The organism is Candidatus Zymogenaceae bacterium (genome assembly GCA_016931225.1).
GTDB lineage: Bacteria > Desulfobacterota > Zymogenia > Zymogenales > Zymogenaceae > JAFGFE01.
Genome location: JAFGFE010000008.1, coordinates 76397 through 89478, shown reverse-complemented (window position 1 = coordinate 89478; position 13082 = coordinate 76397). Strand labels below are relative to the sequence as shown.

The following is a 13082-nucleotide window of genomic DNA, read 5'->3' as shown; positions in this document are numbered from 1 at the left end:
CTCGGGGGCGGGCCGGCGGCTGGAAACAAAAGATGAACTTACACGGGGCGGCGCGTATGATACGCGCCGCCCCGTTTGTTTCCATCCGTGTACGTTTTTTAGAACGACAGGAAGGGATTTCCCTCCCGCTCCCGGGCAACGGTGGAGCTGGGCGTGGGGCCGTAATTGTGACCGGGCCAGATGACCGTGTCGTCCGGCAGGGTGAGGATTCTCGTCTTGATGGAGTCCATCATCACCCGCATGGAGCCGCCGGGGAGATCGGTGCGGCCCACCCCCGCCACAAAGAGCGTATCCCCGGTGAAGACGTTCTTCTCCCGATCCCAGAGACAGATGCCCCCGGGTGAGTGTCCCGGTGTGTGAATGACCTCGAGCGCGATGTTTCCCACGGTAATGACGTCTCCATCGGCGACGGTGATATCCGCAGGCGGCGAGGATTTCCCGCCGAACATGGCGGTAAAGGTCTTGTTGATGACGCCGGAGAGCATCTTCGCTTCATCGGTATGTATAATGATTTTCGCCCCGGTCGCCTCCACGATGTCCCTATTGCCCGACGTATGGTCCGGGTGGCAGTGGGTGTTGATGACGTAGACCGTCTTCAGGTTCAGGGACGTCACCATATCGATAATGCGCTCGGTATCCGCCGCCGGGTCGATGAGGGCTGCCTGCCCGGTCTCCTCGCACCCGACAATGTAGCAGAATACCGCCAGCCTCCCCACCTGAAGTTGCTTAATGATCATAGACAGCGACTCCTCGTTCCACTCAAATATCTCTCATTCTCAGCGTGTTTGTACTTTTTACCGTATTCCGTATTCGTTGGCAAGTCATTTTTATTCCCGACGGGGGAGATGGAAAAGAAAAGAGATCCGATCCGTCTCCCACGCCGCCGGCCGGTATCCGTTCCTGGAAATTGTATCCTGTCCCCCTTGACGAGACCGCCGGGAAGGGATATCATTTGTTTTTAATCACACGGGAAACACCACTTCCATGAAACGGAGAGAATCCCCCTACACCCGATTCGACCGGGAAAGCCTGATCATCCGGGATCTTTTGGCCATCGACCGCACCATTATGGCGAATACCCGGACGTTTCTCGCCTATATCCGTACCGCCCTGACGCTGTTCATCGCCGGAGTGACCTTTATCCACTTTTTCGAGCCTCGAATACTCCTTATCATCGGGTGGATGTTCATCCCCATAAGCGGCCTGGTGCTGTTACTGGGCGTAATATATTATATGAGGATGAAGAGGGCGATTAAATACATCCGATGACCCCCCGATACGAATTCATCGAGGTCGCGGCGACGATACGGGGTGACGGCACGATCGGCGGGCTCATACCACAATCCATTCAGGACGGGATGTGAAATCCGGCACCTCACAAGAAAATTGTTGACAAGCCGTCTAATAATATACTACAAAGAGATAACCGCGCCCATTTGAGAGCGGGGGGGATGCATGTTCACCCACGACATTACCCGCGGCGTCCTCCAATAATGCCTTTCCTTCTCATTTTTATTCAAGAAAGAGGACTTATGACCGACGACCGAATCAAGGTATACGGGTATCGGTGGGTCGTGCTCGCCGTTTTTTTTATCATCAATCTCCTGATGCAACTCCACTGGATCACCTTCGCGCCGATCACCAGCGCGGCTGTGGAATTTTACGGGGTGACCGAATTCTGGATCGGTATGCTGTCGATGATCTTCATGATCGTCTACCTGATCATGTCGATCCCGGCCTCCTACATTGTGGATCGATTCGGCATCCATATCGGCGTGGGCGTCGGGGCGGTGCTTACCGGCATCTTCGGCCTCGTCAAGGGGTTCTACGCCGAGAGCTACACCATGGTCCTGATAGCCCAGATCGGCCTCTCCGTGGCGCAGCCGTTTATCCTCAACTCGGTGACCGCCGTGGCCGCCAGGTGGTTCCCGATCCAGGAGCGGGCGACTGCCGCAGGGATCGCGGTGCTGGCCCAGCTTCTGGGCATCACCGTCGCCATGGCCCTGACCCCCTATCTCTACATCAACCACGGCATGAAGGGTATGTTGATGATCTACGCGGTCGCCACCGTCGTAGGCGTTGCGGTCTTCCTGATCTTCGCCCGTGAAAAACCGCCCACGTCCCCAGACCCGGAGGGAACGATGGAGCGTCACTCCGTGTTCGAGGGGCTCAAGCACATCATGACGGTCAAGGATATGCTGATCCTCATCGTCGTTTTCTTCATCGCCCTGGGCATGTTCAACGCCGTGACCACCTGGATCGAGCAGATTCTGAAGCCTCGGGGATTTGACATCACTCAGGCCGGCATGGCCGGAGCGGTGATGCTCGTCGGCGGCATCCTGGGCGCCGTCATCGTCCCGGCACTGTCCGACAAGAAGCGAAAGCGAAAGCCCTTTATCCTCTACGCCCTGCTTCTCACGATACCGGGCCTGGTGGGGATCACCTTCGCCGCCAGCTACTGGCTGCTTCTGGTGTCGTGCTTTTTCTTCGGATTCTTCTTCATGGCCGCGGGCCCCATCGGCTACCAGTACGGCAGCGAGATCACCTTTCCGGCGCCGGAGGCCACCTCCCAGGGGCTGTTGGTGCTGGCGGGGCAGATATCCGGGATCATTTTCATCATCGGTATGGATATACTCAGGACCGAGGACGGCTCCATGACCCCCTTCATGCTGATATTCATCGGCCTGATGCTGATCAACGCGGTGCTGTGTATGCTGATCAAGGAATCGAAGATGATCGAAAAGGAATAGGAACAGACCGCATCAAAGCGGCATAAACAAAAAAGGGGGCGCGTTGAATCCCATGGGAAATATCCACAGGATCGACGCGCCCCTCTTTTATCGGGTGCGGCGGGCCTTTGCGGCCCGTTCCGGTATGAATTCCCTATTGCCCCGACAGGCGTGAGAGCGCATCACAGGCGTCGTCCTTGTACACCAGGGAATCGCCTCGGCACGCCGCTTCCAGGTCCGATCGTGCGGCGTCGGTGTTTCCCATCGCCGCATATATGCTCCCCCGGATATAGCGGAGGTCTGGATCGTCCGACCCGATGACCGCCATTGCCGCCTCGATGTTGAAAAGCGCCTCGTCATACCGCCCCATCTCCCGGTAAGTCTCGGCCCTGCCTGTGAGTCCAAGGGTGTACTCCGGGTCCTCCTCCAGGGCCGCGGCGAAATCGGCAAGGGCCTCATCGAATTTCCCCAGCTCGTAGTAATAATAGCGGCCCCGAAGTGCGTACGGCCACTTTGCCTCCGGCTCCAGCCTTATGACCCTGTCGAAATCCCCCAGGGCCTCCTCATATCTTCCCAGGCTGCTGTAGCATATCACACGAAACATCAGGGCGATGATGTTGTCCGGATTTCTCTCCAACACCCAGGTGAAATCCTCGAGAGCCTTATCATATCGACGGGTCTCAAAATAGACCATCGCCCTGCCGCCGTACGCGGCGACATACTCCGGGTCCATCTCTATCACCTTCGAATAGAGCTCCTCGGCGTTTGCATAGTCCCTGGCGTTGTAAAACTCGGCGGCCTCGTAATACACGTCTTCGGCCGTCTGGGCCAGTCCAACGACCGACACACAGAGGAGAATGAGTACTGCACTCATCGTTATTCGCTGTTTCATAACCGATTCCTCGTAATAAAATACATATAAAAGATTGACAGACGATCCCGCACCCACCCATCACCCCTCCCGTACCCGGCGCGCCGTCCGTCCCATCGACTCCGGATCATTTTTCAAGAGCGGCCGTAAGGAGGGAAGCGGCCCCCTCCATCAACCCCTCGGCGTGGGGCCGGGAAAGCAGCGGCTCCATGTAGACCAGGCTCAGACATAAAACACCCCCCGCCGTGGCCGCGGCCCATGCGGAGTGGGCGAAGGCGGATACGGACGGCACCAGCGACACCCACCTGACCCTCGGCCCGCCTCCCGTATTGAGTCCCCCGACCCTACCGATGTTCGTCAAGGCGAATCCGGTGGACGGAAAGAGCGCAACCGCACATTTCGTAAAGCGCACGGCCCCCCGGTCGTCTGTCCCGGTGAGCCTTCGGATGAATTCCATCACCTCGAAGGTCATCGGCTCCCAGGTGTACTGCATGCCACGGTCGAACCCCTCACGGATCCGGTCGGTCACCTCCCGCGCCAGATCCCAGAGGTGGGTGTTCGGTCCCGCAACGTGGAGCGTCCCCATGACCGAGGCGTACATCCCCACCGTCTCTCCGATCGGCGTCGGGACGCGCCCTCTCATATCCACCGGAGACCCCAGGGCCAAAAGCGCGTTCCGCTCGATCGAAACATCCTCTATCCCCGCCAAGAGCACCGCCGCGGCCAGGGCGCCGTGCACCGTGGTACCCTTTTCCCTTGCCCGCTCAATAAGCCTCCCGGTCATATCGACATCGAAAAACCGGGGGACGATCCCGGCCCTGAGAGATCGGGGGTCCGCCTTTCGGTCGGGCCGCACCGCCCGGAGCCTTCCCCGTCGTGCCATGATCCGCGCCGCCCGGGCCATCTCCCGGGCGTAGCGCACCGCACCCCTCGCTCCCCGGGTGTATTCGGGGATGATCTCAGTGAGGGATGGGGGAAACGATGACGCCGCGGTGTCGTTCGGGGCGCCTATCGCTCCCTTCAAGACGGCCAGAATGTCCCGAATCAGGAATCCAGCGGATACGCCGTCCCCCACGGCGTGATGAAAGGTGACAAGCATCGTCGATTCATCCCCCCCGTGGCGGAGCCATACCACCCTGGCCAGGGGACCCCGGCGCCAGTCGAATACCTCGTTCACCTGTGAGGCGGCATGCTCCGCCCACTCATCGGGACCCGTGTCCATGACCGAAAACGGAACCTCCCCCACTCCGTCGATGCGAAAGACCGGCCCGCCCGGCTCATCCGAGATGCGCACTTTAAGCAGCGGGTGACGCGCGGGCATCTTTTCGAGGGTCCCTTTCAGAACACCTTCATCGACGGCGCCCGACAGCCGGGCGGCGACGGTGAAGTTCGCGGTGCAGACCCGATCCACCATCCAGTAAAAGGCCTCGCCGGGACCGAGCCTGCGGGCAACGTTGGTGTCATTCATGGCAATCCTGTTCTCAGATGTAAGGTATCGATGTGTCCCTGTTTTTATATACAAAGAAGCGGCCCCGTGTCAACGGGCGCCGTCACGGGCGTCTTCCGTACGCAACGGATGCGGTGGCCTCGGAAAGGAGTGCGGCGGCGGTGAAGGGAGATCGCGCAGTGCCGAAGTCGGGCGTAGCGGGAGGGGGGGCGGAGACACGGAGGCCCCGGCGGACAATGACGCCGCCCGCCGGGGCTGAGTATGTTGATGGATGTGATCGGCCCGTTCCGCCCGGAAGCGGGATCACGTAGACTTCGTGTCCAGCCATCCCCTCGGGTTCTTGTAGAACTCCTTTTCGAACTCCTCGAGCATGCGGGAAAGCTCTTCCGCCACCTCCGGGTAACGCTCGATGACGTTGTAGCTCTCCGACGGATCGTGCTCCATATCGTAGAGATTCGGCCATGTCGCCAGGGCGGGGACGGTCTTCATCTCCCCGGTCTCCACGGGATACGTATAGGTTCGGGCGGCGCCGTTGGCCCCCACGAAGGTGTTGGGTTTGTCCAGGGGAATGGGCCAGCAGCCGTGATTGGCATAACGGTAATACTTCCACTTCCCGGACCGGACCCCTTCGATCTCGTTGTCGTGAAAGAAAAAAAGCGCTTCATGGGGCGACTTCTTGTCTCTCCCGGTCAAAAGCCCCTTGATATCTCTTCCGTCGATAACGCGGTCGATGGGGGTGGAAAGCCCCGCCAGGGCCAGAAACGTGGGGAAGAAATCGATGTTCATGGCCGGCTCAGAAGAGACCGTGCCCGCCGGGATCGTCCCCTGCCACCGGGCGATCATGGGAATGCGGAATCCGCCGTCATAACTCTGTCCCTTCCTCCCCCTCAGTCCCCCGGAGCTGCCGTCGAACCAGGGGCCGTTATCGCTGGTGAAGATGACCAGGGTGTTTCTGTCAAGACCGTTTTTCTTCAGATACGCCATGATCTCGCCGACGCTCCAGTCGATCTGCATGATCGTATCCCCGTGGGGGCCGCCGAACGACGATCCCTCGAACTCGTCTTCCGGGAAGCAGGGCTGGTGCGGGTCCTTGTGGGCGAGATACAGGAAGAAAGGCTTATCATCCTTCGACTGCTCCATGAATTCGATGGCCTTTTCATGGAACAGGCGGGTGTATCGCTTCTGGGAAAGCCCGATATCCTCCACCAGCTCCGTCTCGTTTTCCCAGAACGCCACCGGCCAGTCGTCGTTGGCGCCGTTGAAGCCGATGAAGTAATCGAAGCCGTGTTTCCGGGGGAGGTAGTCCTCGTTCACCGTGAAGTCGCCCAGGTGCCACTTGCCGATACAGGCGGTGGCGTATCCGGACAGCTTCAGTGCCTCGGCGATGGTGATCTCCGACAGCGGCAGCCCACCTGCGATGCTGTACCCGGCCACAAGGTCCAGGGCGCCGAGGTTCGCGAACTGGTGCCCCACCCAGCGCATGAACTCCTTTATGATGGAGCCGCCCTCGGCGGGAAAGGGGAAGGTCACGCCGGTGCGGTGGGGATAGCGCCCGGTCAGAAGCCCCGCCCGGGAGGGTGAGCACAGGGCATTGCACACGTAAAAATCGGTGAAGCGCATCCCCTCATCGGCCAGTCGATCGATATTCGGGGTGGTAATGGCCGTGCTGCCGTAGCAGGAAAGATCGCCGTAGCCCATGTCATCTGCCAGTATATATATAATGTTGGGCGGCGTGCCGGTAAATCCCTCCATTGGAAAAACCACGTCACTCACCGGCAGGGCGTCTTTGGCCGGATCGACGTACACCGCGGGGTCGATGTCCGTCATGACCCTGGATGTGTACTCCTTCGACGCGCAGCCCGCCAGCATCGCTCCGGCGGACACCGCCCCGGCGGCCCCCAGCTTCAGGAACGATCGGCGGCTCACCGGTCGCTCATTAGTATGAATCCCGATACCGGGACGTTTTTCGGTACATTCATCTTTCATATGCCGCTCCTTTTGACCAGTTATGAAAATGGAATGATACTGGCCCCAGTGTAGCCGATTTCCCCACCGGGATAAACCTTTTTTTCGAAAAAAGAGGGGGAAATAATGTGAGATGTCAGTCGAGACGACTGACGGAAAGCGGCCGGATGATCTCCCACCCCCGCTTTCGGGCGATGCGGGAGAGCCGCGGCGTCGGATTGACCACCACGGCCCGTCCCGTTGTGAGGAGAAATTCCAGGTCCGCCTGGTCGTCGGAATAAGCGGTCGCACGGGAGGGATCGATGCCGTGTTCGGCCAGCAGGGTGCGGGCGGCTTCCGCCTTCACAGACCCGATATTCACCTTCCCACGGGTGCGGCCGGAGAGGAGCCCCCGCGCATCCTCCTCCAGCTGCGTGGTGACCACCAGGTCCACCCCCAGGACACGCGCCGCCGGGGCCACCAGGTGGGCGGGGGAGGCGGTAAGGACGGCCACCAGGTCCCCCCTGTCCTTGTGCTCCCGCATCCTCTCAACCACCTCGGGGAAGAATCTGCGGCTCGTCACCTCCCGGAAAAACCTCTCCCCGTGCTCAAACAGCTCCCGACGATCCCGCCCCCGGTGGGTGGCGATGCACGCCCGGACTATGGCCGCCTTGGGCGCAATCCTGAGTGTGGTGATCAGATGGACAAAGACGATGTGCGCGATCCGCACAGGAGAGATCTCCCGTCGCCGCCAGAAGTATTCCACCTCCAGCCCCTGGGAGTCATTATCGATGAGCGTGTTGTCGAAATCGAAGAGAGCTGCACTTCGCATACTGCTTCCGGTCGTGAAAAATGAAAAACCACCGGGATCGCCGCACGCAAAAATGCGGCGGCGTATCCCGGTGGTCCCCTGGGGGGAATCTATCGCTAAATGCCTTCCTTGGTCCTGCCGGCTTCCGCCAGCATCGTCGCCGTCTCTTCCGGCAGGGGGAACACCTTCTTCCCGGACGCCAGGGCGTGATAGTAGACATGGGCGAGCTTTTCCAAGAGTGCTGCGTTCTTCACCGCCTTGTCCAGGGATTTCCCGAGACACACCGCCCCGTGATTTTTCATCAAAAAGGCGTGCCGCCCGCTTTTTGTCGCCTTCGCCGTCAATTCCGCCAGCTCCGCGGAGCCCGAGAGGGCGTAGGGAATCACTTCCACCTCTCCGCCAAGGGCCATGGTGATGTCGTCGAAGAGCGGCGGGATGGCCTCGTCAAGAAGCCCCAAAATGCTCGCATACGGCTGGTGGGTATGGACGACGGCCTGCACGTCAGCCCGGGCGGCGTATACACCCAGGTGCAGCCCCAGCTCGACGCTGGGCGGGAAATTGCCCGAAACCAGGGCACCCTCCATGTCCAGAACGGCGATATCGTCGGTTTTCAGCTCCTGATAGGGCCTGCCCGACGGGGTAATGGCGATGAGGGCCTCATTCTCAATACGTTTGGACACGTTCCCGGCGGTGGCGAGCTCCGGTCCGAAATATCCCTGGCCCTGAAGCCACAGGGCGGCGTCGATAATCGCCCGGCGATCTTCTTTGTATTTTGTCATGATCGGTATCCTCTTTTGATATCCGCTACGATTGGTCTCTCTCGTTCATGCGGCGAAATAGCTTTTTGTTCTTCTCATACAGGTCTTTGAACACCGCGAAGTTGCGATCGTACATCTCCCGATATTGGGCCCTGGGCTCATAGGTCCTGTCGACCTGGATGAAGTCTGATGCGGCCTCGAAGCCTTCAATAATCCCGAGACCCACGCCGCACACCACGGCGGCACCCATGGCACCCACGTCCTGGGGACGCCTGACCGTTTCAATTTTCCGCCCCGTCACGTCGGCCATGATCTGGCACCACTCTTCCGACTTGGCGCCGCCGCCTACCAGCCGCACCGTCTCCCGCCGGGGGATCTGCTTTTCCACCGCCTCCAGCATCCAGCGGTCGTGATAGGCGACGCCCTCCAGCACCGCCCGGATGAGCATGCGTTTCCCGGTGTTCAGCCCCAGGTTGAAGAATATCCCCCGGGCGTACGCATCCTCCCGGGGCGACCGGCTGCCGTGAAGCCAGGGGGTGAAGATCACCCCGCCCGCCCCCGGCTCGGTGTCGCTCACCGCCCGGTTCAGAAGCTCAAAGAGCCGATCCTTCTTCGCCTCGGGATCCTTCGCCGGATGCTCTTCCAGGTACACGCCGATCTCGTCCAGCGCCAAATGATCCCTGACCCACTGGAGACACGCCCCGGCCGTCTCGGCCTCGGCGACGTAGCAGTAGAGACCCGGTATGGGACCCAGAATCGACGCGATGAAATTGCCGACGTCCACCTTTCGCTTGTCGAAGTTCGACAACACCCAGCCGGACGTGCCGATGTAGATGTGGGTATCGTAGTTCGTGACGCAGCCTGCGCCGACGGCGGTCATGGAGGTGTCTCCCCCGCCGCCGAAGACCGGAATCCCGGGTTTCAGGCCCAGATCACTCGCCGCTTGCTCTGTGAGCGTCCCCACCACATCGGTTGAGGCGACGACCGGCGGCAGGTGATCCATGTTCACATCGAAGGTCCTGCAGAGTCCCTTATGCCAGCCCAGCTTTCCGGGGCGGGTGTCATACACAAAGGTGAGGTGGGCGGAATCATAGGTCATGCCGTAGTTCCCGGTACAGCGAAGCACCAGGTAGTCCTTCACATCCAGCCACTTGTACGCCTTTTCGAAGATATCGGGGCGATTGTCCTTGACCCAGTGATATTTCCACAACGGGTCCTTTGGGGTGGCCGCCAGGCCGCCGGTGATCAAAAGCGACCTCACCGTCAGCCGGGCGTTCCATCCCTCGATGCGAAACAGCCCCCGATACAGGTAGCGGGCGATTTGTTCCGTGGAGCGGCTGTCCATGTAGGTCATCGGGTTGTGAAGGGCCTGACCCGACTTATCCACCAGCACCGATCCCTGCATCTGGCAGCTGAAGGCCATGCCGGCGACGGCGTCCTTTGTGACCTTTCCGCGATCCAGCAGCATTTTCGTCGAGCGGCACAGGGCGTCCCACCACTCATCCACCTTCTGTTCCGCACCGCCGTCTTCTGTCATGTAAAGCGGGTACTCCACCACGGCGTTGTCGAGCTGTTCCACGGTTTTTCCGATCCGAAAGAGGCATGTCTTGCAGCCCGTCGTTCCCACATCCAGCGCCAACACCAGCGTCGATTCGTCCGTCATCCTGTTCTCCTTGCGGCAGGTATTCTATTTTAATTTTCAATCGGCGTTCGGTCCGATCACGCATTTTCGCTCTGTATCCACCATGCCGTTCAATACCCGTCACTTGAGGTACACCGCCCGACACGATACGTCCCGATGCCCCCAGGCTCGTATCACGGCACCAATATCCCCGGCGTATCACATTACCCCACGCGCGATTATCACGCCCCTCGATGAATATACCCGTGTTCTATGAACCAATCAACGGTATTCTTGACTGTGGTCCTTATGGGCGTAATCGTAAGACCCAGTTCATTGACAGCCTTGGAGTTATCAAAGTGTTCGCCCATGTTTCCGATGCGCACCTGAGAGAGGGAAACAACGGGGGTCTCTTTCGTAATGCGGGATTGTATTTCAAAGATATGCCCCAGCAGCAATGCCACAGGGTACGGCAGTTTCAATCGGGGCGGCTTTACCTCGGCGATTTCCGCGACCAGCCTGAAAAAATCGCCGACTGTCACGTTTTCGTTGCCCAGGATATATCGTTCCCCTATTCGCCCCTTTTCAGCCGCGAGCAGATGTCCCCGGGCCACATCCTGAACATCGATAATGTTGATCGCACCGTCGATATACCCCGGCATCTCCCTGTTTGCAATGTCAATGATCAGCTTCCCGGAGGGGGTGGGCTTGATATCCCGGACGCCGATGACCAGGGTCGGATTTACGATGACCATGGGGAGGCCCTGGTCACATATCTTCTTGGCTTCGATCTCGGCCAGGTACTTTGAAATCGCGTAATGATCGCCCGTCTCCCACGCATTGAACTCGGCCTCTTCGTTTACGAAATTGCCGGCCCCATGAGAGCCTATCGTGTTGGAGGTGCTGGTGTAGACGACCTTCTCAAGTCCCAGAGACAGGGCTTCTGCGAGAATGTTCTTCGTACCCTCGACGTTCACCTCATAGAAAAGATTTTTATTCAGCGACCAGTGGGCGAAATAGGCCGCCACATGGTAGAGCGTATCGCACCCCTTGAGAGCTGTCCGCATGGACGCCCTGTCCCGGGTGTCGCCCTCTACCACCTCCACATCCAGACCGTCTATGTTCCGCGTATCGCTGTTCTCCCTGGCGGTCACCCGTACCTCCGCACCGTCATTCAAAAGCTCTCTGACAATCGTCGAGCCAATGAATCCGGTGGCACCCGTGACCAGTGTTTTCATTTCGAAACCTCCTTGTGGGTGATGTGGGGCTCACGCCGTAATTTTGCCGTACCGGAGCGGCCGCATGCACGATCCGCCATCGGGGACATGTGTCTCTTCACTCAAGAAGTCCCCGCTTCACGGCACGGGTACGGCGCTATACCAGGCTGAAAATCCTCTCGAACCGCTCCAGTGCGTCGTCGATGACCTCATCGGTATCGGCCATGGATGTGTAGACGCGGCTTCCCGCCAGGGTCACGATGCCCTCCGCCATGAACGCAGCCCCCATCTCCTCCATCATGTGCTTTCTGCTCGTGACCTCGTCGAAGAAATTGGGATGGTCGATGTCCAGGAGCATCACCCCGGAGGTCTCAAGGTGGGTGATGGAGCCGTGGTTGAAGACCACATACGGGAGGTCGTACTTCCCGATGATCTCCGCGAGGCCGGCCCTGAGGCGATCCCCGGCCTTGCCCGCCTTGATGTGGGCCTGGTTTTCCTCGATGGCAAGGATCGAGTAGTACCCCGCCGCGCAGCTCAGGGGATTGGCCGACAGCGTTCCCCCCACCATCGCCCTCGGCTTGAGGGCCTGCAGCCCCGCCGCCAGGGTCTCCATGATGTCTCGGCGTCCCCCGATGCCGCCGGCCGCGGGATATCCCCCGGTGACGCATTTTCCGAATATCGTCAGGTCGGGCTTCACGCCGAAATAGCCCTGGGCGCCGCCCATGCCCACACGAAATCCGGTGACCACCTCATCGAATATCAAGAGCGTCTCATGTTCGTCGCACAGCTCCCGGACCCTCGCGTTGAAGTCGCGCGTCACCGGGCGAGTGGCGCTCTCTGGCCCCAGGGGCTCCACGATCACCGCTGCAGTGCCGCCGTCGGCCTCGTTCTTCTCGAGTAGTGCCTTCAGGCCGTTGGGGCCGTCGATGTCGTTGGGATAAAATTCCTGGGTATGCTCAAGACACCCCGACGGGATACCGTGGGCGTCGAAGGCTCCCAGCCCCGGAATGCGCATGCCGAAGACCATCTGGTCGCTCCACCCGTGATAGCCGCCGCCGACCTTGATGACCTTCTTCTTGCCGGTGAATGTTCTGGCGGTGCGGATGGCGGCCATGACGCTTTCGGTGCCCGAGCCGAGCATGCGGAACATCTCCACGGCGGGCATGTGCTTGTTGATGAGTTTTGCCAACTTCAGCTCGTATTCATGAAACAGCCCGGTCACCGGGCCGCACGTGTTGAGCAGTTCGAATATCTTCGCCCTCACGTCCGGATAATTGCTGCCCAAAAGCGTGGGTCCCCCGGCCTGAAGAAAATCGATGTAGCGATTGCCGTCCACATCCCACAAATAGGCCCCCTCGGCCTTGTCTATGGCGATAGGAAAGGGATGGTTGAAGGCCAGGTTGTGCTGGACGCCGCCGGGGATATATTTCTTGGCTTCATCGGTGAGCGCCTTCGATTTTTTGCATTTCGTCTCGAAATAATCCAGGTATTCTTTCATCTTGTCCTGGGAAATGGGACGAATGGGCTGGTTGATGAGCTTCTTGAGGTTTTCGTATATTTCCCCGGTGTCCGGCCACTTGGAAATGGCGTATGTATTGGTGCTCATGGGATGCTCCTTGTATTACGAACAGGTACGTTTGTGCGGTTTTTATCACACTGACCAGTCAGTACTACATATTCGGCC

General features: G+C 59.5%; 11 protein-coding genes. 2 read left to right on the top strand and 9 right to left on the bottom strand.

Annotation, left to right across the window (positions count from 1 at the left end):
- Positions 1 to 98: 98 nt before the first annotated feature.
- The gene (locus tag JW885_03640) at positions 99 to 737 is read right to left on the bottom strand and encodes an MBL fold metallo-hydrolase (GenBank protein ID MBN1881244.1); all 639 of its coding nucleotides are present in this window, start codon (positions 735 to 737) and stop codon (positions 99 to 101) included.
- A gap of 247 nt (positions 738 to 984) precedes the next feature.
- Between JW885_03640 and JW885_03635 the strand changes: the two genes are divergently transcribed.
- Entirely contained in the window at positions 985 to 1269 is a 285-nt protein-coding gene (locus tag JW885_03635; protein MBN1881243.1) for a DUF202 domain-containing protein, read from the top strand.
- Positions 1270 to 1532: 263 nt separating this feature from the next.
- Positions 1533 to 2750 carry an MFS transporter gene (locus JW885_03630; protein ID MBN1881242.1) on the top strand — a complete coding sequence of 406 codons (1218 nt, stop codon included), beginning with the start codon at positions 1533 to 1535 and terminating at the stop codon, positions 2748 to 2750.
- Between the two features lie 133 nt (positions 2751 to 2883).
- Here JW885_03630 and JW885_03625 read toward each other — a convergent pair whose 3' ends face one another.
- The 8 genes from JW885_03625 to JW885_03590 all read right to left on the bottom strand — a co-directional run bounded on the left by JW885_03625 (position 2884) and on the right by JW885_03590 (position 13004).
- The gene (locus JW885_03625; GenBank protein MBN1881241.1) at positions 2884 to 3621 is read right to left on the bottom strand and encodes a tetratricopeptide repeat protein; all 738 of its coding nucleotides are present in this window, start codon (positions 3619 to 3621) and stop codon (positions 2884 to 2886) included.
- Positions 3622 to 3727: 106 nt separating this feature from the next.
- A complete protein-coding gene (locus JW885_03620; protein MBN1881240.1) occupies positions 3728 to 5068 on the bottom strand; it encodes a hypothetical protein in 1341 nt (446 codons plus the stop codon).
- Between the two features lie 282 nt (positions 5069 to 5350).
- Entirely contained in the window at positions 5351 to 7033 is a 1683-nt protein-coding gene (locus tag JW885_03615; GenBank protein MBN1881239.1) for a sulfatase, read from the bottom strand.
- A gap of 115 nt (positions 7034 to 7148) precedes the next feature.
- Entirely contained in the window at positions 7149 to 7823 is a 675-nt protein-coding gene (locus JW885_03610) for an HAD-IB family hydrolase (protein ID MBN1881238.1), read from the bottom strand.
- A 95-nt stretch (positions 7824 to 7918) separates the two neighbouring features.
- Positions 7919 to 8581 carry a class II aldolase/adducin family protein gene (locus tag JW885_03605; protein MBN1881237.1) on the bottom strand — a complete coding sequence of 221 codons (663 nt, stop codon included), beginning with the start codon at positions 8579 to 8581 and terminating at the stop codon, positions 7919 to 7921.
- Positions 8582 to 8606: 25 nt separating this feature from the next.
- Positions 8607 to 10223, bottom strand: coding sequence for an FGGY-family carbohydrate kinase (locus JW885_03600; protein ID MBN1881236.1), 1617 nt, complete (start codon positions 10221 to 10223; stop codon positions 8607 to 8609).
- Between the two features lie 200 nt (positions 10224 to 10423).
- Positions 10424 to 11419: an NAD-dependent epimerase/dehydratase family protein gene (locus JW885_03595; GenBank protein ID MBN1881235.1), complete on the bottom strand. Its 996-nt coding sequence runs from the start codon at positions 11417 to 11419 to the stop codon at positions 10424 to 10426.
- Positions 11420 to 11555: 136 nt separating this feature from the next.
- Positions 11556 to 13004 carry an aminotransferase class III-fold pyridoxal phosphate-dependent enzyme gene (locus JW885_03590; protein MBN1881234.1) on the bottom strand — a complete coding sequence of 483 codons (1449 nt, stop codon included), beginning with the start codon at positions 13002 to 13004 and terminating at the stop codon, positions 11556 to 11558.
- Positions 13005 to 13082: the final 78 nt, after the last annotated feature.